The sequence below is a fragment of the Serratia sp. BNK-17 genome, from assembly GCF_048684935.1.
GTDB classification, from domain to species: Bacteria; Pseudomonadota; Gammaproteobacteria; order Enterobacterales; family Enterobacteriaceae; genus Serratia; species Serratia nematodiphila.
The window spans coordinates 3,339,799-3,358,956 of the sequence record NZ_JBLQTR010000001.1 but is presented as its reverse complement, the minus strand read 5'-3'; the positions used below and the strand labels follow the sequence as shown (position 1 = coordinate 3,358,956).

The following is a 19,158-nucleotide window of genomic DNA, read 5'->3' as shown; positions in this document are numbered from 1 at the left end:
TAACGGAATAATTTTCGCATGATCGCGAGTTTTTTTGCTGAAGAAGCCGGCGTCGCCGCCGGCGCAAAACGTCAGATGTTTTCCAGATCGATACCGCGCGTTTTTGGGCCGAACAGCCCGATCACCAGCATCACGATCAGCATGCTGGCGACGATAAACGCGATCACCCCCAGCGAACCGCCGTACTGCAAGATAATGCCGATGATGATGCTGCTGAACACCGTCGACAGCCGGCTGAAGGAGTAGCAGAAACCGACGGCGCGGGCGCGGATATGGGTCGGGAAGATCTCGGATTGATACGAGTGGTAGCTGTAGGTCAGCCAGGCGTTGGACCAGGTGATGAAGAAACCGCACAGGATCAGCCACAGCGGGTTGTTCTGCAGTGCGAACAGCGAGCCGAAGATCACCGTCACCAGGCAGGACAACACGATCTGCCACTTGTTCTCCATCTTGTCGGCGTAGAAGCTGCACAGCAGCGAGCCCAGCGGGTAGGCCAGCGTGATAAAGAAAGCGTACAGCAGGCTGTGGGTGACCGAAGCGCCCTTGCCCGACAGCAGCGCCGGCAGCCAGTTGCCGAAGCCGAAGAAGCCGATGGCCTGAAAGAAATTCATCACTACCAGCATCAGCGTGCGATCGCGATATTGCGGCGCCCAGATGTCGCGAAAGCGGCCGCGTAGCGGCGCTCCCTCGGCATCGTCCACCGGGCGCGACGGGAAGTCCGCGGCCGCCACGCCGCAGCGCCGCTCCATGTCCCGCATCACCTGCCGGGCCTGCGCATAGCGCCGCTGTTGCACCAGCCAGCGCGGCGACTCCGGCAGCCCCTTGCGCACCAGCCAAATCACCAGCGAAGCCAGCGCGCCGGCGATCACCACATAGCGCCAGCCGCTCAGCCCCCAAATCGTCTGCGGCACCAGCCACCAGGACATCAGCGCCACCGCCGGCACCGACAGAAACTGCACGAAGAACGCGAAGGCGAAAGCCCGGGTGCGCAAGTGCGCGGGCACCCACTCCGTCAGGTAGGTATCGATGGTCACCAACTCGATGCCGAGCCCGACGCCCACCAGAAAACGCAGAAAGATCACCCATTCCGCCTGCTGTTGAAACGCCAACAGCAGCGAGAAGGCACCATACCAGATCAGGGCGAACATAAAGGTGGCGCGCCGGCCGAAGCGATCGGCGTACGGGCTCAGCAGGCTGGCGCCGACGAACAGGCCGAGAAAGGTGGCGGAGGCAAAGGCCGCCTGATCCGACACGCCGAAAACGCCCTGCGCGCCGGTGTGGAAAATGCCGTCGGCGATAAGGCCAGTGCTGATATAGCCGGTCTGGAACAGATCGTAGAGTTCGAAAAAGCCGCCCAGCGACAGCAGAATGATAAAGCGCCACAGGCCGGCCGACGCGGGCAAGGCGTCGATTCTGGCCGCCAAATCCCGCGCATGGATCGGCGACGCCGCTACAGATTCACTCACCATTAACCTCGCATTAACATTTTTGATGACTTTCTATGCTAGCGAAGCGGCGTCGGAGTTAAATTTTTAATTAGCAGACTATGAAAAAAAGTTAAGCATAAAACGCTGCAGCAGCCTGTTTTATAGCAGGAAAATGTAGCGCGGGATGCCGCAGCGGCATCCCGAATCGGCAGGTTAACGGCTGTGGTGCTGCTGCAGCCGTTCGCTGCGGTAGACGCTCAACAGGCACCAGCCGAGGGCGATCAGCGCCAGCGGCGCGGCGACGAAGCCGATGTTGCCCATGCCCAGATGCAGGCTCACCTGGTTGCCCAGCAGCGCGCCGCTGCCGATGCCGAAGTTGTACAGGCCGGAGAAAATCGCCATCGCCACGTCGGTAGCGTCCGGCGCCAGGCTCAGCACTTTGGCCTGCATCGACAGGCCGATCGCCATGATCGCCATCCCCCAGAAGATGCACAGCACCGTCAGGTGGCTTTCACTGCCGGCCGCCGGCAACAGCAGCAGCAGGCTCAAGGCCAGCAGCGTGATGGCACCGATGAAGAAGCCGGAAGGAAACCGCTCGCTGTAGCGGCTGAACAGCAGGCTGCCGACGATGCCGGCGGCGCCGAACAGCAGCAGCATCAGCGTGGTGAAGTTCTCCGACAGCCCGGCCACGGTCTGGATAAACGGCTCAATGTAGCTGTAGGCGGTGAAGTGCGCCGTCACCACAATGATGGTCAGCATGTAAAGCGCCACCAGCGCCGGGCGCTTGAACAGCAGCGGCACGCTGGCCAGCGAACCGGAATGCTCGCTTTTCAGCACCGGCAGCAGGCGCCACAGCAGCACCAGCGCCAGGGTGGCGCACACCGCGATGCCGATAAAGGTCATGCGCCAGCCGAGCAGCTGCCCGACCACCCGACCGAGCGGCAGCCCGAGCACCATCGCCAGCGCGGTGCCGCCCGCCAGCAGGCTCAGCGCCTGGGCTTTCTTGCCCGGCGGCGCCACGCGGATCGCCAGCGAGGCGGTGATAGACCAGAACACCGAGTGCGCCAGCGCCACGCCGGCGCGCGAAATGACCAGCGTGGTGAAGTTCCAGGCCACGGCGGTCAGCACGTGGCTGGCGATAAACAGCACGAACACGCCGATCAGCAACTTGCGGCGCTCAATCTTGCTGGTCAGCAGCATGCACGCCAACGAGGCGGCGGCGACGATCCAGGCGTAAATGGTAATGATCAAGCCGACCTGTTCGGTTTGCATCGAGAAGCTGGCGGCGATATCGCTCAGCAGACCGACCGGAATAAACTCGGTGGTGTTGAAGATAAAGGCCGAGACGGCGAGGATAACCACGCGCAACCAGGCGGTTGAGCGCGAAACGGGAGCGTGTTCCATGGTAAACAAAATCCGGACAGGTGCGGGCAAGTCGCGATATTTTAACCAACCGGCCCGCTAAATGCGATATACGTCACACTTTAATTGTGTGGTTTTTTTCACCGCCCATCGACACGCTCACCGACGCACGGTTGCCAAAATGCTGTGCTAATCTATTGAAGCGTACCAATTTTTCCTGCCGTTCTTCCCAGGCCGTCCACGCGCCGCGCCGAAGAAGCGCGCAGTGTCCCTTTGGCGTTTCCTGAGGCGAGGTCATTATGATGTCCGCGATTTATGATTGGTCCGTGCTCGCATTGCGCAATGTTTACGATCGCCGCATCCAGGGCCAGCCGGTGCTCGACAGCGCCGCGCTGTTCCCCGACGCCGAACGCTTCACCGCCCAATGGCGGCAGATCCGCGAAGAGGCGCTGACCGTCGCCCACGATCTGCACAATATTCCCCGTTTTCACGAGATCATGAGCCAGCAGGCGTCGATCTCCGCCAACGACGCGCGCGACTGGCGCATGTTCATCATGAAGGCCTACGGCCAGCCCATCCCCCGCAACCTGGCGCGCTGCCCGACGCTGGCGGCGCTGATCGCTTCGTCGCCTGACGTGCTGTCCGCCTCGCTCTCCTTCCTGGCACCCGGCAAACAGGTGCCGCCCCATCGCGGGCCGTTTCGCGGCATTCTGCGCGGCTATCTGGTGCTGGACATGCCCAAACGCGCCGACGGCGCGCCGGCGGCGGTGCTGAAAGTGGACGGCCGCGAATACCGGCTGCACGAGGGGGAGTTCATGCTGTGGGACGATACCTTCGAACACGAGGTGTGGAACGACAGCCCGCAGGTGCGCACCGTGCTGCTGCTGGACATCCGCCGCCGCGACATGCCCGCCGGGCTGCGGCTGCTCTCCGGCGCCATCATCGCGCTGGTGCGGCTGAACGTGCGCTGGATGCAGCTCCAGTTCTGACTGCGGCGCTCAGGCGATTAACCGCCCTGAGAAGCCAGCCACTGCTCGGCGGTGGCGGTGGCTATGCCCTGGCGCGCATTGAAGGTTTTCGCCTTATCCCAGGCCACGCCGTCGGGCCGGGCGAAAGCCAGCCGGTATTTGGCGCCGACGTCATGCGGATGATTGCGCACCTCCGCCTGCAGCCGCTCTTTGTCCAACAGGATCCTGTTGACCTCCACGCCCCAGTACGCCTGCATAAGATCGGCAAGCTCGCGGTAGGTCAGCGTGTCGCCGGCGATATAAACCGCCTGGTTGCGAAACGCGGGCCGATGGAAAAAAATCGCGGCCGTCAGCCGGCCAATGTCCTCAGGGGTGGTCAGCGTCACCGCGTAGCGCCAGTCGCCCAGCGCGCGCACCGTTTTGCTTACCGCGTCCACCACGCCAAAGCCGGGGTCAAACAGGTAGCTGGTGAAAATGCCCGTGGAAACAATCACCCACTCCGTCGCCTTCTGCGCACGCAGCAGGTGGCGCACCTCAAGCTGTTCATCCCACACCTGTTGCCCGCTGCCTTTACCCACGACATCGTAGTCCACGCCGAACTGCCACGGGAAGTAGCGCGCCACGCCCGCCAGCAAGACGGCCTGGGTGATCTTTATCTGCGTGCCCGCCCCGCCGACAAAGCCGCTGCAGTTGATCACCGCGTCGAAGGAACGGAATAGCGCGCTCAGCGCCTCCACGCCGTTTTGCTGCAGATCGCCTTCCACCACGGCGATGCCGAGCCGCGCCAGCGCATCCCGCCGCGCCCGGAGCGGGCCGCTGACGGCGCGTGCAGCCTCCGGCCGGAGCAGCACGCTGATTTTTAAAGATGGAGATAACCGAGCCTGCCGGCTCATCGCTCGCAGTACCGGCAACCCCAGTTCACCGGCGCCGAGTATGAGCACGGTATTGATCGATGGATTTGTGGATTTCATGCTTGCCTCCTGTCTTGACACTGCGTCATCCTGACAGCTGACAAAAACGGGTTCAATTAGGTACACGCGTGATACCGGAGAGGAATATGACGAGCGATCGGGAAGCGCTGCTGCAATTTTCGCAGGCGTTCTGTGAAGAACTGAGCAACGACGATGAAGGATTGAAGCGTGAGATCCTCGCGCATGCGGGCAACCGTTGGTCGCTGGGGGTATTGCATATCCTGGGCACTCACGGGCCGCTGCGCCACGGCGAGATAAGCCGCCAACTGGCGGGCGTGACGCAGAGAATGCTGACGCGGACGCTGCGCCATCTCGAGCGGGACGGGCTGATATCGCGCTGCGATTATCAGGAGAAACTGCCCCGCGTGGTTTACACCATCACCGACGCGGGGGAAGAGATGCTGCTCAACATGCTGCCGCTCTGGTCGTGGATTATCGCCTCCGCCGACGCCTTCAGAGCGGCCCGTTCACACTACGATGGCCAAGAGCGCAACGACGCTGAAAAATGAACGCGGGCATCCCTGCCCGTGGGGCGGCGCTCAGCCGCCGCCCAGATAGGCCTTTCTCACCTCCGGATCGTTCAACAGCTCCTGGCCGCTGCCGGTGAGGCGGATCTGGCCATTGACCATCACATAGCCGCGATCGGACAGTTTCAGCGCGTGGTTGGCGTTCTGCTCCACCAGAAACAGCGTCATGCCGCTGCGGGTCAGCTCGCGCAGTACGCCGAAGATCTGCCGCACCACGATCGGCGCCAGCCCCAGGCTCGGCTCGTCCAACAGCAACAGCTTCGGCCGGCTCATCAGCGCGCGGGCGATCGCCAGCATCTGCTGCTCGCCGCCGGACATGGTCATCGCCCGCTGATTGCGCCGCTCCTTGAGGCGCGGAAACAGCTCGAACATGCGCGGCAAATCCTCCTCCAGGTAGCGATTGCCGACGGTGATGGTGCCCATCAGCAGGTTCTCCTCCACGCTCATGTCCGGAAAGATGCGCCGCCCCTCCGGCGCCTGCGCGATGCCGCTGCTGGCAACAAAGTGCGTGGAGCGACGGCTGATGTCCTCGCCGCCAAACAGGATCTGCCCGCCGGCGATGCGCGGCTGGCCGAAGATCGACATCAACAGCGTGGACTTGCCCGCGCCGTTGGCGCCGATCAGCGCCACCGTCTCCCCGGCGTTCACCTGCAGCGACACCTGGCGCAGCGCCTGGATCGGCCCGTAAAACACATCCACTTCGCGAAATTCCAACATCGCTTCGCTCATCCCGCCAGCTCCTCTTCGTCCGCACCCAGGTAGGCGGCGATCACCGCCTCGTTGTGCTGGATCTCCTGCGGCGTGCCGCGGGCGATCACATCGCCGTGATCGAGCACGATCACCCGATCGGAGATCTCCATTACCATGCCCATGTCATGCTCGATCAACAGCACCGTGATGCCGTGATGCTGCCGCAGGAAGCGAATGATGCGGCTCAGCGTGGCCGTTTCCACCGGGTTCAGCCCGGCGGCCGGCTCATCGAGGCAGATCATCTCCGGCGCGGTGCACATGGCGCGCGCGATCTCCAGCCGCCGCTGCTGGCCGTAAGACATCTCTCCCGCCAGCCGGTTGGCGCAGCTCACCAGGTCCACCACCTCCAGCCAGTAGAAGGCATGATCGAGCGCGGCGCTCTCCGCCCGGCGGTAGCCCGGCGTATTCAGCACCCCGGCGATCAGGTTACGGTTGCTCTGCATGTGCTGCGCCACCAGCAGGTTCTCCACCACCGACATTTCGCGGAACAGACGGATATTTTGGAAGGTGCGCGCCAGCCCGGCGCGGTTCACCAGGTGGGTGCCGCCGAACATCTTGTAGTAGAGGCGCGAACCAAGCCGCTTTGGGCGTATCCAGTCGCCGGCGCGGAACTTCTGCCCCAGCACCTGGATCACGTCGGTCGGCCGCTTGTGGGTATTGAGCAGGATCGCGCCGCCGCTGGCGCGGTAAAAGCCGGTCAGGCAGTTGAATACCGTGGTCTTGCCGGCGCCGTTGGGGCCAATCAGCGCGGTGATGGAACCGCGTTCCACCTCCAGATTGACGTCGTTCAGCGCTTTGATGCCGCCAAAGTGCATCATCAGGTGTTCCACCCGCAAAATGGCGTCGCTCATGGCGCCACCCCCTTGCGTTCGGCGAAGCTGGATCGGCTGATGCGCACCAGCCCGCGCGGCCGCCAGATCATCATCGCCACCATCAGCACGCCGAACAGCAGCACCCGGTATTCGGCGAAGCTGCGCAGCAGCTCCGGCGCCACCGTCAGCACGAAGGCCGCCAGCACCACGCCGAGGGTGGAGCCCATGCCGCCCAGCACCACGATCGCCAGGATCAGCGCCGACTCGAAGAAGGTGAACGAAGTCGGGTTGACGAAGCCCTGGTAGGTGGCGAAAAACACCCCCGCCAGCCCGGCGGTGGAAGCGCCGAGCATAAACGCCGACAGCTTCACCAGCACGTGATTGAGCCCGAGAGAACGACAGGCGATCTCATCCTCGCGCAGTGCCTCCCAGGCGCGGCCGATCGGCATGCGCGTCAGCCGGTGCTTGATATACAGCACCAGCAGCACCACCAAAAACAGCACCGCGTAGATGAAAATGAACTTGAGATTCGGGTTGTAATCGATGCCGAAAAACTCGTGGATCGGCACCCCGCCGTCTTTGGCGCGCCGGCCGAACTCCAGGCCGAACACCGTCGGCGCCGGCACCGAGACGCCGTTCGGCCCGCCGGTGAGCGACATCCAGTTGTTCAGCACCAGCCGAATGATCTCGCCGAACCCCAGCGTAACGATCGCCAGGTAGTCGCCGTGCATGCGCAGCACCGGGAAGCCCAGCAATGCGCCGGCCAGCGCCGCCATCAGCGCGCCCAGCGGCAGCATCGCCCAGAACCCCAGCCCGAGATACTGGTAGCCCAGCGCCAGCCCGTAGGCGCCGATGGCGTAAAACGCCACGTACCCCAGATCGAGCAGCCCCGCCAGCCCGACCACAATGTTCAGCCCCAGGCCGAGCAGCACGTAGATCAGGCCGAGGATCGCCACCGTCAGCAGGTATTTGGTGGCGACAAACGGGAACAGCAGCGCGATCGCCGCCATCAGCGGCAGGATCCAGCGCAGGTTGGATTTATAGCCCAGCGGCCGCACGTAAACGCCGTCGTTGCCGCCGTCGAAGCGCGCCAACACCCTGCGCCCCGGCGCGGTTTGCAGGAACAGGCTCAGCAGCAGCCGCCCGGCCATCACCGCGACGATGATCCACACCAGCCGGTGCGGCTCGAAGTTGAAGCTGTAGCCGTTCAGCACGATGCCGACGATCGGCCCGAACACGATCAGGGCGATCAGCCCGGCCAAGACAGCGTCCAGCAGGCTGCGTTTGACGTTCAGCCCGCCGTTGATTACGGATTGCGACATGGCGTTCTCCTTAAACCTTGGCGATCAGGGGCCGGCCGAGCAGGCCCTGCGGACGGAAGATCAGGATCGCCACCAGCAACCCGAAGGAGAACACGTCCTTGTAATCCGAATTCACCATGCCGGCAAACTGCGCCTCCGCCACGCCGAGCAGCAGCCCGCCCAGCATCGCGCCCGGCAGCGATCCGATGCCGCCCAGCACCGCGGCGGTGAAGGCCTTGATGCCGATGATAAAGCCGACGTAAAAATCGAAGGTGCCGTAGTTCATGGTGATCAGCACCCCGGCCAACCCGGCCATGGCGGCGCCGATCACGAACACCAGCGAGATCACCCGATCGGTATTGATGCCGAGAATCGAGGCCATTTTGCGATCCTGCTGGGTGGCGCGGCAGATGCGCCCCAGCCGGGTGCGCTGAATGATGTAGGTGAGGATCGCCATGCCGAGCAGCGACGCCACCAGAATGAACACTTTGGTGTAGGTGATCTGCACCACGCCGCCGTCGAACTCCAGGCGGAACACGCCGCTCAGCAGCGTCGGGATACCCTGCTGGCGCGGCCCCTGGCTTATCTGCGCGTAGTTTTGCAGGATTAACGACATGCCGATGGCGGAGATCAGCGGCGCCAGACGGGTGGAGTTGCGCAGCGGCTTGTAGGCGATGCGCTCGATTACCCAGCCGTACACCCCGGTGATGACGATGGTGAACACCAGCGTGCCGAGGATCAGCAGCGGAAACGAGTGCAGCCCGAAGAACGACAGCAGCGCCAAACCGATGGCGCACAGGTAGGCGGAGATCATATATACCTCGCCGTGGGCGAAGTTAATCATGCCGATGATGCCGTAAACCATGGTGTAGCCGATGGCGATCAGGCCATACACCGCGCCGAGGGTCAGGCCGTTGATCAGCTGTTGCAGAAAGAATACATCCATAATGAGCAGTCTCGCCTGGTAAGGCCGCCAACGCAGTCCGACGCGGCCCAAAGGTCATCGCGGAACGGGCGCGCCAAGGCGGCGGCCCGTCGGTCATAGGGTCATAACTTCACGGTTAGGCCGTTTACAGTTGGTGATATTTGCCCTTGTCATCCCATTGATAGACCACGTAGTCCGAGACCTTCAGATCGCCCTTCTGGTCCCAGGCTTTCTTGCCCATCACGGTGTCCACGTCGTGTGACTTCAGCCATTCGGCGGCCTTGGCGCTGTCTTTGCCGCCGGTGGCGTTGAAGGCGGCGGCGATCGCCTGGATCGAGGCGTAGGAATAGAGGGTGTAGCCTTCCGGCTCAAAGCCGCTGGCGCGGAACTTGGCGATCACCGCCTTGCCCTCCGGGATCAGGCGCGGATCGTTGCCGAAGGTCATCAGCACGCCGTTGGTATACTGCGGCCCGCCGGCGGCGGTCACCAGCTCTTCGGTCACCACGCAGTCGCCGGAGAAGAACTTGGCGGTCACGCCCTGCTCGCGCATCTGGCGCACCAGCGGCCCGGCTTCCGGATGGCAGCCGCCGAAGTAGACTACGTCAGGCTTGACCGAGGCGATCTTGGTCACCAGCGCGTTGAAGTCTTTCTCACCGCGCGACAGCCCCTCATACAGCACTTCCTTGACCCCGCGCTTGTTCATCGCCGCCTTCGCTGCGTCCGCCAGCCCCTGGCCGTAGGTGTCTTTATCGTGGATCACCGCGATGCGCTTGGCCTTCAGCGTATCCAACATGTAGTTGGTGGCGATCACGCCCTGCTGATCGTCGCGCCCGCACATGCGGAACATGCTCTTCATGCCACGCTCGGTGATCTGCGGGTTGGTGGAGCCGGGGGTAATGGCGATAATGCCGGCCTCGTCATACACCTCGGAGGCGGGCATGGTGGATGAGGAACAGAAGTGGCCGACCACCGCCGACACCTTGTCCTGATCCACCAGCCGGTTGGCGACCGCGACCGCCTGTTTCGGTTCGCAGGCGTCATCCCCCTGCACCAGTTTGATTTTTTCCCCTTTGATCCCGCCGGCGGCGTTGATGTCCGCCGCCGCCTGCGAAGCCCCGCGCCAATACTGATCGCCATAGGTGGCGTTCGGCCCGGAGAACGGCCCGGCGACGCCGATGACGATATCGGCCTGAGCGGAAAAAGCCGTACCTAAACAACCGATGAGCAAAGCAGCGAGCGGACTTTTTATCAATTTCGATGACATTGTTATCTTCCTCAGCACTGTTGTAGCGAAACGCCCTGGGGCGCGGATCAGTCACTTTATGTGTAGACGGGGAAAATAATTTTCTTGAGAGCGCAGTCGCATTCCCCAAAAATGGGTAAGCAAAAATCCAGCCATTGTGACGACGAATACATATTGTTTGCTTATTCATCCTACATATCAGTTGCAGCGCGGCGTGTGGCGGGGATAACCGAGAGTCTGGGCAGTGCGGCTAGCGTGAGAGGGAGAACGGCCTTGCACCATCGCCGTGCAAAGGCTTGTGCAATCGTTGTGGGCCGCAAAATCACCGCACAGCGATGGAAAATGCCGAAAAACAGCGCAAGATGTTCATTCCGCCAGCAAACGCGCTTTTTTTGCAGTTTAGCGCTTTGACAAACCCCAGGCACCCCGCTATTATTCGCCCCGTTCACACGATTCCTCTGTAGTTCAGTCGGTAGAACGGCGGACTGTTAATCCGTATGTCACTGGTTCGAGTCCAGTCAGAGGAGCCATATTTAGAAAAGCCCGCTTAAGGCAACTTAAGCGGGCTTTTTGCTTTAACGCTGAATGCATCGACAGGCAGCGTTACTCCTTGGCTATCGGCGCGGCATTCTCATCAATTTTTACCTTACCCTGAATATCAGCAATCTTCTTCTCCAGATCCGCCACCTGCGCTTTGCTGTGCAGCAAGGTATAGGTCAGATCAAACTGCGCACTGGCGCCAGGCTGCAACTGCTTGACGCGTTTTTGTTCGCGCTCGACGGTAACCGGGTAGGCATAGCTGGTGCCCGGCTCAATCCCCGTCACATACCCTTGTTTTAACGTATCGGTATTCTTCCACAGCGTCAGGACGGGCAACTGGCGGGTATCGAACTGAATCGCCACCCCTACCCCTTTGTCGCCCGCGTTATTGACCAGCGCCGCCAGTGTCTGATGATTCGGATCCGATAATGGCTTAATGTTAAAGACCATTTCATCGAACCCTTTGGTTGGGCCGGCATAGGTTCCCCAGGTCTTCAGCCCGGCTTTGGCATAGTCGTTAAACGGGCTGATGCTGGCCATCGGCGCCAGGAAGCGGGCGCCATTTTCCAGAATCGGCGCGCCGAAATTGCTGTGATAAATAATCTGGTAGTCATGGGGATAATCCGCCCGGTTGGTTAACACATCATGCAGGCTGAAACTGTTGCTGCCGGGCACATAGCGCAATTCGGTCAGGGTTTGCAGATCGGCTTTTTTGAATGTGCTCTCTTTGATCAGGCCGCGAATACGAATTTCATACGGCGCTGTATCCGCTACCTCAACCTCAACCCGCGAGGCCGGCGTATTGCCCGCTTTGCCGTGCAACGTGTAAATTTGCCCACCTTCGGTCACCGGATGACCGGTCCACTCATAGCCACAACGCACCATCATCTCATTGAAACCTTCCAGCCAGCCGAGCCCATTGCGGCTTTCCAGATTGATAAAAGCGGGGTTGACCACCTCTTTAACCGGTGAATCCCATCCCATTTTCGCGCCAAAGCCTTCTGCCCGCAGGAGGTTCATGCCGCGGGTGGGACTCAGCGTGATGCTCAGGCCATCCTGGCTGCGGATAATCAGGACTTTGCTGCCTTCTTGCTTACCGCCGTGCAGCACTTTCTGCTCAATGCTGAACGTTTTATCCTTCACCTTCAGCGTCTCGCTCGAAATCTTCCAGTTTCCTTTCTCCACGCCATCTTCAGCGCTGGTCAGCACCCAACTCTGCGCCGCCGCCTGCCCTGAAATCAGGGCCGAAAACACCGCCATAACCCATGTCTTTTTCATTTCCCTCCCCCTTTAGCTGAATCGATTTTTTTCTAAGCAAGGAAAATCTACTGTTAAGCAGGTTAAAGAAATGTGATGAGCTTCACCGGGTGAGTATTTGGAGTAATAGCGCGATAAAAATACGAATTTCATCGCAGTTCTAATGAAAGATATTGAGTTTTTGCACATAAAACGAGCTATTCATCAACATAATTTGTATCGTTTCAGCTAAGGAGCAAGGAGACAGTTACGGGCAAGCGAGACATCGCGAAGGGAGTGCAAGTGGCTTGTTTAACGCTATCCGGCCCAAACGAAAGCGCTCACACAGCCTGCCCGTTTTGAGCCTCTTTGCTTTAACGGCCGCCTGCTCGTGTCAAAGGAGCCCTGGTACACAAAGCCCGCTCCGGGGAACCTTAGCGGGCTTTGTGCTTTTCTGCCGTTAGCGCTTACAGCACAAATTCGTAGTGCGAACCGTCCGGCAGTTCGACATCCAGGCGCAGTTTGCCGCCGGCCGCCTCAACATAGCGTTTAAGCGAAGACAGTTTCAGATCGCGGCCCGGTTTTTCCATCACGGCGACGGTCGGTTGCCTGATACCCAGCGCCTGTGCCATTTCAACCTGGGTTTTCTGCACCTTCTCGCGCAGCTCGGCAAGATGGATGTTCAGCATAATGTCCGTCGCCATTGCCTGCGCTTCGGCCACGACCTCGGGCTTTTCCTCCGCAATAAGCTGTTCCAGCGTTCTGCCCATCGCGTCACTCCTTCTCTTTTAGTGTGTTCAGCCAATTCGTGAATTCCCGATCGGCAATCTGCAGCATTCGATCGTAAAAACGTTTTTCATCGCCCGCTTTATTGCCCGCGCAAAGCACCATGCCGACGCGGTACGGATCGAAGGCGAAGAATGCCCGCAACGGTTCGCCACGGCTCTGAATACGCAGCTCTTTCATGTTGCTGTAACGCGAGCCTTTAACCGTATCGGCATAGGGTCTGGGCAAGCCGGGCCCTTTTTCCCGCAGGACCATCAATGCAGCAAGCACGCAGGCCCGGTCGGCATCGCTGAGTGATCTGAACCAATGATCAAATGCATCCGTTGTTTTAATTTCCCACACGGGGTCTCCCTAAAATATAGATCAGTAACTATATAGATGTAAAGCTATAGCAGAGAGGCGCTGGGATAGCATGCAAAGGCACGCGTTGTTACTGCAAGGCTGAACGTACATCCACGCATTTTGCAAACGCAGTACGGGGCATTCACCTTTTTACGCGCGGTATCGAATAATCGTTCAGAGGCACGGGGCGTTTCCCCGCCGCCCCTTTATGAACCCTGTCACAAAAAGCGCATAACGTTTTCGGCGTTCTGCGCAGCGGGCAGTGAGCGGCAAACTTGTTAACGCCACGTTACATCGGGTTAGGCAACATTGTTAACGCCGACTGATGCGTCAAACGCATCGCGCCATGCGTTTATTGCGCTTATTTACTTTATTTTCCTGAGCGAGTCTTCAGCAACAGGCGCGGCGTCAAGCGCCAATAACAAACTGGAGATAAAGATGCATTCCTCTACCTCACCCATGACCACCCGGGCCAGAACCGGCGCGATACTGCGCGTCACCTCCGGCAACTTTTTAGAGCAGTTCGATTTTTTCCTGTTCGGCTTTTACGCTACCTACATCGCACACACCTTTTTCCCGGCCAGCAGCGAGTTCGCCTCGCTGATGATGACCTTCGCGGTATTCGGCGCAGGTTTTCTGATGCGCCCGATCGGCGCCATCGTGCTGGGCGCTTACATCGATAAAGTCGGCCGCCGCAAAGGGCTGATCGTCACCCTGTCGATCATGGCCGCAGGCACCTTCCTGATCGTGCTGATCCCCTCTTACCAGAGCATCGGGCTTTGGGCGCCGCTGCTGGTGCTGTGCGGGCGTCTGTTGCAAGGCTTCTCGGCGGGCGCGGAGCTGGGCGGCGTGTCCGTCTATCTGGCCGAAATCGCCACGCCGGGCCGTAAAGGCTTCTACACCAGCTGGCAGTCCGGCAGCCAGCAGGTGGCGATCATGGTGGCGGCGGCCATGGGCTTCGCGCTCAATGCGGCGCTGGAAGAAAGCGCCATTCGCGAATGGGGCTGGCGCCTGCCTTTCCTGTTCGGCTGCCTGATCGTTCCCTTCATCTTCTTCCTGCGCCGCAAGCTGGAAGAGACGCAGGAATTTACCGCTCGCCGTCACCACCTGGCGATGCGCGACGTGTTTAAAACCCTGCTGAAAAACTGGCCGGTGGTGATCGCCGGCATGCTGATGGTCGCCATGACCACCACCGCGTTTTACCTGATCACCGTCTATGCACCGACCTTCGGCAAAAAGGTGCTGCTGCTCAGCGCCTCCGACAGCTTGCTGGTCACCCTGCTGGTAGCGATCTCTAACTTCATCTGGCTGCCCATCGGCGGCGCGCTGTCGGATCGTTTCGGCCGCAAACCGGTGCTGGTCGCCATGACGTTGCTGACGTTGGCCACCGCCTACCCGGCGCTGAGCCTGCTCGCCGCCGCCCCCAGCTTCGGCATGATGCTGGCCGTGCTGCTGTGGCTGTCCTTCATTTACGGCCTCTACAACGGCGCCATGATCCCGGCGTTGACGGAGATCATGCCAACGGAAGTGCGGGTGGCCGGGTTCTCGCTGGCCTACAGCCTGGCGACGGCGGTGTTCGGCGGCTTTACGCCGGTGGTCTCCACCGCGTTGATCGAATACACCGGCGACAAGGCTTCACCGGGCTACTGGATGAGCTTCGCCGCGCTGTGCGCCCTGCTGGCGACGCTGTATATGTATCGCCGCATCGCCATGCCGCTGCAAACCGCGCGCTAAGCCGCCATCTCAAAAGGAATGATGCCATGCAAAAACTCACTCGTTCGATCCTCGCCGCGCTGGTGTGCGCCTCCTGCAGTACGGCGGCGCTGGCCAAAGACGTGACCGTCATGATCTCCGGCGGCTTCAAAGCCGCACTAGAGAAGCTGGCTCCGGAATATGAAGCTCAAAGCGGCGACAAAATCATTCTGGTGTCCGGCCCCTCGATGGGCAAAACGCCGCAGGCGATCCCCGCGCGGCTGGCGCGCGGAGAGCAAGCCGATGTGCTGATCATGGTGGGCGACGCGCTCACCCAACTGGAAAAAGAGCGCTGGACCCAGCCGGGTTCGCGCGTGGAGCTGGCCGATTCGCCGATCGGCATGGTGGTCAAACGGGGCGCGCCCAAGCCGGTGATAAAAACGGATGCCGACCTGCGCAATGTCTTGCTGCAGGCTGACTCTTTCGCCTATTCCGACAGCGCCAGCGGCCGCTATGTCAGCGGCCAACTGTTCAAAAAGCTGGGCATCGAGGAACAGGTGAAAGGGAAAGCACATAAGGTTGAGCGCATTCCGGTGGCCTCTGAAGTAGCGCAGGGGAAATACGCGCTGGGCTTCCAGCAGGTCAGCGAATTGCTGCCCGTGGCGGGCGTGACCTTTATCGGCGAGCTGCCGGAAAACGTGCAGTACATCACCCGCTTCGCGGGCGCGGTAACCGCCAAGGCGGAGCACCGCCGCGAAGGCAAAGCGCTGCTGGACTTCCTCGCTTCCCCTCAGGCGCAGCCGACCATTCGCGCGACCGGCATGCGAACCGTGCCGGCGCCGCAGCCGGTCAGGCAGAGTGATACTGTTCAGTAATCAGCTTTTCCAGCTCGGCGGCGACGAAAGACTGCATGCGGCCGCCGCGTCTGATGAGACCCACGGTACGTTTCACCACCGGATCGACCAGCGGCACCGACGTCAACACCGAGTGCTCTGAAGCGGGCATCGACATGGCGGGCACGGCGGCAATGCCGATGCCCGCCTCAACCATGCCCAGCATGGTCGTCACATGGCGAGTTTCACACACGCTGGGGCGTTCCGGCACGAGGTGTTCCAGGCGCTGATCGAGCAGATTGCGATTGCCGGAGGTTTTATCCAGCGAGACGTAATCCTGCTGATAGAACTCTTGCCAGGTGAGGCTCTTTTTAGCGGCGAGCGGATGGTCGCGCCGGCAGGCGGCCACGTAGACGTCCCCCACCAACGGCACAAATTCAAGATTAGGCTGCAGCCGCCCGGCGAAGCAGATGCCGAAATCGGCCTGGCCGCCGGTGACCGCCTCGATGACATTACCTGCGCTGCCGTCGATCAGCTTGACGCGCACGCGCGGATAGCGCAGCCGGAAACGGCGTATCACGTCGGGCATGAAATAGTAGGCCGCCGAGGGCACCGTGGCGACGGTAACCAGCCCCACCCGCTCCTGACTGACCTTGTCGATATCGGCCAACACCGCTTCGACGTTCATCAGCAGCTGATCCGAACGCTCGGCAAAAGCCTGCCCGTACAGCGTCAAGGTCACGCGCCGGGTGGTGCGATCGAACAGTTTGCTGCCCAGCGCGTTTTCCAGCTTCTCAATCCTGCGGCTCAGCGCCGACTGCGACAGGCAGATGGACTCTGCGGCCAGCCGAAAATTGCCGTACTCCACCAGCGCGCGAAACGCATAGAGATCGTTGAGATCAAAATTCACGGGCATAACGACCAACTCTCCTTGCTGAAAATGGCAGAAGACGCAAAACAGCGATGATAACCGCTTATATCGCCACGTTCACCGACTGGGTGGTTGAACCACCAAAGCCCCTATCGCCCCAGCAGCACCATTCCCCAAATAATGATAGTCATCACCACGGCTACCAGCTGCGCTGCGCCGCCCAAATCTTTGGCGCGTTTGGATAACGGATGCAATTCCAGCGAAATGCGATCGACCACGGTTTCAATCGCCGTATTAAGCAGCTCAACCACCAATAGCAGAAAACTGCAGGTGATTAATAACAGCCTTTCTATATTTGTAATATCTAAACCAAATGTAACAACCAGTAAAATGGCGTTAATAACCAATAATTGGCGGAACGCATCTTCGGTAAGCACAGCATCAATAAACCCGGCCCAGGAATTCCTAATGCTGTAGGTTAATCGGCTTATTCCTTTTTTCTTTTCCACAGGCATACAATCAGCTCTCGTCAAAACTGCGACAGTCACTCGCAAATAAATCACGCAACGTGAATTTATCTCGAGTTTATTAATTAAAAACCTTAACCGTTCTCTTTCAGGAAACGATGCATTCACTCACTCGCCGTCCCCCTGCTCCTGAAACGCCACCGCCCGAAAATGCCCTGGCGCGGTTATTATTCTGGGAGCGTAAAAAGGGGACGCGATATCAGCCGCTTAAAGCGTTTTCTCGTACAAGCGGTAACGCTTGTACGGCACCGCGCCGATGCGTTCTAAAATCGTCCGCATGCCGGTATTGGTTTCCAGGATCCACGACATTTCCAGCGCGTCGATATTGCGCTTCGCGAAAGGCTCGCGCAGCGCCTCAATCAGCAGCAGCGCAATAATGGGCCCGATGCGGCTGAATTGATATTCCTGGCGTACGCCCATCAACGGCACGCGCGCGGTGCGCACGCCGCTGACTTTCAGGCGCCACAATAGCTTCGCCCAGCCGAACGGCAATAAACGCCCCTGCAGATCGGCAATCGCTTCGTTAATGTTCGGCAGACCGACGATAAAGGCGCAGGGGGCGCCATCCACCTCGGCGATATGGATCATATCGTCGGGCACCAGGAACTTCAGCTGATCCCCCATGGTGGCGAACTCGTGCTCGGTGAACGGGACAAACCCCCAGTTATGTTGCCACCCGGAGTTGAACACCTCGCGCAGCACCTGCATCTCCTCGCGAAAGCGCTTGCGATTGAGACGGCGGACGGTCACCTTTTTACGCACCTGATCCATCATCCGGGTTAACGACGGCGAAAAATGCAGGTCGGTTCTTTTCATCCAATAGGCAAGCAAATCAATCCCTCCACTGTAGCCCTGCTGCGCTATCTGGGCCGCGTAGTAAGGTTTCGCGTGCGTCATCAGGGCGGAAGGCGGGGTATCGAACCCTTCGACCAACAGGCCGCTTTCCTGATTGATATTGAGGCTGAATGGCCCGGTGATTTTACGCGCGCCTTTCGACCTCAGCCACTCCTCCGCTACCGTGAATAAGGTGCTGAACACGGCGGGATCGTCAACGGCGTCAATCATGCCGAAATGGCCGGTATCCTCACCATGCAGCTCCCGGTGCAGAGAATCGATTTGCGCAGTGATGCGTCCAACCACTTTGCCCTGTTTTTTGGCCACCCATGCCTGCCATTCAATATGGTCGGTCCCGGGATTCTTCTTTGACAGGTGCTCTTCGCGCTCTACATGCAGCGGCTCAATCCAGTTCGGATCATCGCGAAACAGTTGCGAGGGGAAAGCAATAAATTCTTTAAGTTCGCGTTTATCCAGAACTTTCTCAATACGGATCATAAATAGCCTTACGTTTTAATAAAATAATTAAATAAGCACGCGACAACGCCTTTAGCATTTTTTATGCTGTTGCCTTTTATTGAATTGTGTATTGCCTCCGGCTCACTGATAAGAAAAACCGAATATTCCCCCTCGGCGAATCAGCAACGTGTTGCCTGACATTCACCCTGTGATGTCCATAATTGATAAAAAAAGGAAACAGAAAGCGGCGCAGCCAGGCTACGCTAATAGTGCTCTTTTATTATTTCGTGCTGTTATGGTAAAAGAAACTCGCCGCTTTTAGTGTACCGACTTTAATCAGGAGGTGCGCCGCCATTTTTACCACTTAATGCTATTTTTAAGATTAGCCTTAAATGAATCGTTCACTTTTGAATTTCTTGCGGCATACTGTTTAGGAAGTGTTTAAGTTCCAAGATAGCCATGCATGAGGTCATAACCTATGAGCCGACAGTTATTTCCTACCCGACAGATGCAGACTAAAGAACGGCGAAGTCCGGATATTACAATAGTCTCTCATATCTCGCCAGGGTGCCGCTCAAGGCTGATGACTCGGGCTACTTACGCTCTGCCCGGTTAATAACCGGCATGCCGCTCGAGCACGGCAATATACGCTGTTCGCGGAATGAAGATGGTTGAATAACAAACTTATTCAAAACCTATTCATAGTAAAACATCAATTACCTCGCCAAGAGTGATTTCTCTCTTTTGGTGAT

18 protein-coding genes and 1 tRNA gene are annotated in these 19,158 nt (G+C 59.4%); 5 read left to right on the top strand and 14 right to left on the bottom strand.

All coding sequences use genetic code 11. From position 1 onward, the window contains the following. Positions 1–71 precede the first annotated feature (71 nt). Positions 72–1,469 carry an MFS transporter gene (locus ACMGF7_RS15945; protein ID WP_004928618.1) on the bottom strand — a complete coding sequence of 466 codons (1,398 nt, stop codon included), beginning with the start codon at positions 1,467–1,469 and terminating at the stop codon, positions 72–74. Positions 1,470–1,640: 171 nt separating this feature from the next. Beyond that, a complete protein-coding gene (locus tag ACMGF7_RS15940) occupies positions 1,641–2,831 on the bottom strand; it encodes a sugar transporter (RefSeq protein WP_004928615.1) in 1,191 nt (396 codons plus the stop codon). A 260-nt stretch (positions 2,832–3,091) separates the two neighbouring features. Between ACMGF7_RS15940 and ACMGF7_RS15935 the strand changes: the two genes are divergently transcribed. Beyond that, complete coding sequence (locus ACMGF7_RS15935) at positions 3,092–3,778, top strand: aspartyl/asparaginyl beta-hydroxylase domain-containing protein (protein WP_197763393.1); 687 nt, start codon at positions 3,092–3,094, stop codon at positions 3,776–3,778. Between the two features lie 17 nt (positions 3,779–3,795). On the opposite strand, the gene ACMGF7_RS15930 is transcribed toward ACMGF7_RS15935, so the two are convergent. Continuing rightward, positions 3,796–4,728, bottom strand: a complete 933-nt coding sequence (locus ACMGF7_RS15930; RefSeq protein WP_197763391.1) for an aromatic alcohol reductase — start codon at positions 4,726–4,728, stop codon at positions 3,796–3,798. Between the two features lie 86 nt (positions 4,729–4,814). Between ACMGF7_RS15930 and ACMGF7_RS15925 the strand changes: the two genes are divergently transcribed. Next, a complete protein-coding gene (locus ACMGF7_RS15925; RefSeq protein ID WP_049242462.1) occupies positions 4,815–5,237 on the top strand; it encodes a winged helix-turn-helix transcriptional regulator in 423 nt (140 codons plus the stop codon). A gap of 30 nt (positions 5,238–5,267) precedes the next feature. Here the strand turns inward: ACMGF7_RS15925 and ACMGF7_RS15920 are convergent, their stop codons facing one another. The 5 genes from ACMGF7_RS15920 to ACMGF7_RS15900 form a co-directional block, all read right to left on the bottom strand. Beyond that, positions 5,268–5,984, bottom strand: a complete 717-nt coding sequence (locus ACMGF7_RS15920; RefSeq protein WP_004928599.1) for an ABC transporter ATP-binding protein — start codon at positions 5,982–5,984, stop codon at positions 5,268–5,270. After that, complete coding sequence (locus tag ACMGF7_RS15915) at positions 5,981–6,856, bottom strand: ABC transporter ATP-binding protein (protein ID WP_004928596.1); 876 nt, start codon at positions 6,854–6,856, stop codon at positions 5,981–5,983. The genes ACMGF7_RS15920 and ACMGF7_RS15915 overlap by 4 nt, the downstream gene beginning before the upstream one ends. Beyond that, entirely contained in the window at positions 6,853–8,139 is a 1,287-nt protein-coding gene (gene livM / locus ACMGF7_RS15910; protein ID WP_015378468.1) for a high-affinity branched-chain amino acid ABC transporter permease LivM, read from the bottom strand. The genes ACMGF7_RS15915 and livM overlap by 4 nt, the downstream gene beginning before the upstream one ends. Positions 8,140–8,149: 10 nt before the next feature. Continuing rightward, positions 8,150–9,064 (bottom strand): ABC transporter permease subunit, encoded by a 915-nt coding sequence (locus ACMGF7_RS15905; protein ID WP_004928592.1) that lies wholly within the window; start codon positions 9,062–9,064, stop codon positions 8,150–8,152. A 124-nt stretch (positions 9,065–9,188) separates the two neighbouring features. Next, positions 9,189–10,307 carry a branched-chain amino acid ABC transporter substrate-binding protein gene (locus ACMGF7_RS15900; protein ID WP_033632602.1) on the bottom strand — a complete coding sequence of 373 codons (1,119 nt, stop codon included), beginning with the start codon at positions 10,305–10,307 and terminating at the stop codon, positions 9,189–9,191. Between the two features lie 433 nt (positions 10,308–10,740). Between ACMGF7_RS15900 and ACMGF7_RS15895 the strand changes: the two genes are divergently transcribed. Next, positions 10,741–10,816: transfer RNA gene (locus ACMGF7_RS15895), tRNA-Asn, on the top strand. Positions 10,817–10,889: 73 nt separating this feature from the next. Here ACMGF7_RS15895 and ACMGF7_RS15890 read toward each other — a convergent pair. The 3 genes from ACMGF7_RS15890 to ACMGF7_RS15880 all read right to left on the bottom strand — a co-directional run bounded on the left by ACMGF7_RS15890 (position 10,890) and on the right by ACMGF7_RS15880 (position 13,190). Next, positions 10,890–12,104, bottom strand: a complete 1,215-nt coding sequence (locus tag ACMGF7_RS15890; protein WP_420286510.1) for an aldose 1-epimerase family protein — start codon at positions 12,102–12,104, stop codon at positions 10,890–10,892. A 425-nt stretch (positions 12,105–12,529) separates the two neighbouring features. Further along, positions 12,530–12,832 carry an XRE family transcriptional regulator gene (locus ACMGF7_RS15885; protein ID WP_004935502.1) on the bottom strand — a complete coding sequence of 101 codons (303 nt, stop codon included), beginning with the start codon at positions 12,830–12,832 and terminating at the stop codon, positions 12,530–12,532. A 4-nt stretch (positions 12,833–12,836) separates the two neighbouring features. Further along, the gene (locus ACMGF7_RS15880) at positions 12,837–13,190 is read right to left on the bottom strand and encodes a type II toxin-antitoxin system RelE/ParE family toxin (protein ID WP_015378478.1); all 354 of its coding nucleotides are present in this window, start codon (positions 13,188–13,190) and stop codon (positions 12,837–12,839) included. A gap of 438 nt (positions 13,191–13,628) precedes the next feature. Between ACMGF7_RS15880 and ACMGF7_RS15875 the strand changes: the two genes are divergently transcribed. Together ACMGF7_RS15875 and ACMGF7_RS15870 are read left to right on the top strand one after the other, a co-directional pair. After that, on the top strand, positions 13,629–14,924 hold the full coding sequence (locus ACMGF7_RS15875; RefSeq protein WP_049242466.1) for an MFS transporter: 1,296 nt from the start codon (positions 13,629–13,631) through the stop codon (positions 14,922–14,924). Between the two features lie 26 nt (positions 14,925–14,950). After that, positions 14,951–15,757: a substrate-binding domain-containing protein gene (locus tag ACMGF7_RS15870; protein ID WP_021505885.1), complete on the top strand. Its 807-nt coding sequence runs from the start codon at positions 14,951–14,953 to the stop codon at positions 15,755–15,757. Here the strand turns inward: ACMGF7_RS15870 and ACMGF7_RS15865 are convergent. The 3 genes from ACMGF7_RS15865 to ACMGF7_RS15855 form a co-directional block, all read right to left on the bottom strand. Further along, the gene (locus ACMGF7_RS15865; protein WP_044030852.1) at positions 15,732–16,631 is read right to left on the bottom strand and encodes a LysR family transcriptional regulator; all 900 of its coding nucleotides are present in this window, start codon (positions 16,629–16,631) and stop codon (positions 15,732–15,734) included. The genes ACMGF7_RS15870 and ACMGF7_RS15865 overlap by 26 nt on opposite strands. Positions 16,632–16,735: 104 nt before the next feature. Continuing rightward, positions 16,736–17,101: a diacylglycerol kinase gene (locus ACMGF7_RS15860; RefSeq protein WP_004935528.1), complete on the bottom strand. Its 366-nt coding sequence runs from the start codon at positions 17,099–17,101 to the stop codon at positions 16,736–16,738. A 219-nt stretch (positions 17,102–17,320) separates the two neighbouring features. Continuing rightward, positions 17,321–18,445, bottom strand: a complete 1,125-nt coding sequence (locus ACMGF7_RS15855; protein ID WP_049242472.1) for a hypothetical protein — start codon at positions 18,443–18,445, stop codon at positions 17,321–17,323. Between the last annotated feature and the right edge of the window lie 713 nt (positions 18,446–19,158).

Coding starts and splice junctions, on each gene's coding strand:
- ACMGF7_RS15945 (WP_004928618.1), bottom strand. CDS start 1,469: ATGGTGAGTGAATCTGTAGCGGCGTCGCCGATCCATGCGCGGGATTTG.
- ACMGF7_RS15940 (WP_004928615.1), bottom strand. CDS start 2,831: ATGGAACACGCTCCCGTTTCGCGCTCAACCGCCTGGTTGCGCGTGGTT.
- ACMGF7_RS15935 (WP_197763393.1), top strand. CDS start 3,092: ATGTCCGCGATTTATGATTGGTCCGTGCTCGCATTGCGCAATGTTTAC.
- ACMGF7_RS15930 (WP_197763391.1), bottom strand. CDS start 4,728: ATGAAATCCACAAATCCATCGATCAATACCGTGCTCATACTCGGCGCC.
- ACMGF7_RS15925 (WP_049242462.1), top strand. CDS start 4,815: ATGACGAGCGATCGGGAAGCGCTGCTGCAATTTTCGCAGGCGTTCTGT.
- ACMGF7_RS15920 (WP_004928599.1), bottom strand. CDS start 5,984: ATGAGCGAAGCGATGTTGGAATTTCGCGAAGTGGATGTGTTTTACGGG.
- ACMGF7_RS15915 (WP_004928596.1), bottom strand. CDS start 6,856: ATGAGCGACGCCATTTTGCGGGTGGAACACCTGATGATGCACTTTGGC.
- livM (WP_015378468.1), bottom strand. CDS start 8,139: ATGTCGCAATCCGTAATCAACGGCGGGCTGAACGTCAAACGCAGCCTG.
- ACMGF7_RS15905 (WP_004928592.1), bottom strand. CDS start 9,064: ATGGATGTATTCTTTCTGCAACAGCTGATCAACGGCCTGACCCTCGGC.
- ACMGF7_RS15900 (WP_033632602.1), bottom strand. CDS start 10,307: ATGTCATCGAAATTGATAAAAAGTCCGCTCGCTGCTTTGCTCATCGGT.
- ACMGF7_RS15890 (WP_420286510.1), bottom strand. CDS start 12,104: ATGAAAAAGACATGGGTTATGGCGGTGTTTTCGGCCCTGATTTCAGGG.
- ACMGF7_RS15885 (WP_004935502.1), bottom strand. CDS start 12,832: ATGGGCAGAACGCTGGAACAGCTTATTGCGGAGGAAAAGCCCGAGGTC.
- ACMGF7_RS15875 (WP_049242466.1), top strand. CDS start 13,629: ATGCATTCCTCTACCTCACCCATGACCACCCGGGCCAGAACCGGCGCG.
- ACMGF7_RS15870 (WP_021505885.1), top strand. CDS start 14,951: ATGCAAAAACTCACTCGTTCGATCCTCGCCGCGCTGGTGTGCGCCTCC.
- ACMGF7_RS15865 (WP_044030852.1), bottom strand. CDS start 16,631: ATGCCCGTGAATTTTGATCTCAACGATCTCTATGCGTTTCGCGCGCTG.
- ACMGF7_RS15860 (WP_004935528.1), bottom strand. CDS start 17,101: ATGCCTGTGGAAAAGAAAAAAGGAATAAGCCGATTAACCTACAGCATT.
- ACMGF7_RS15855 (WP_049242472.1), bottom strand. CDS start 18,445: ATGATCCGTATTGAGAAAGTTCTGGATAAACGCGAACTTAAAGAATTT.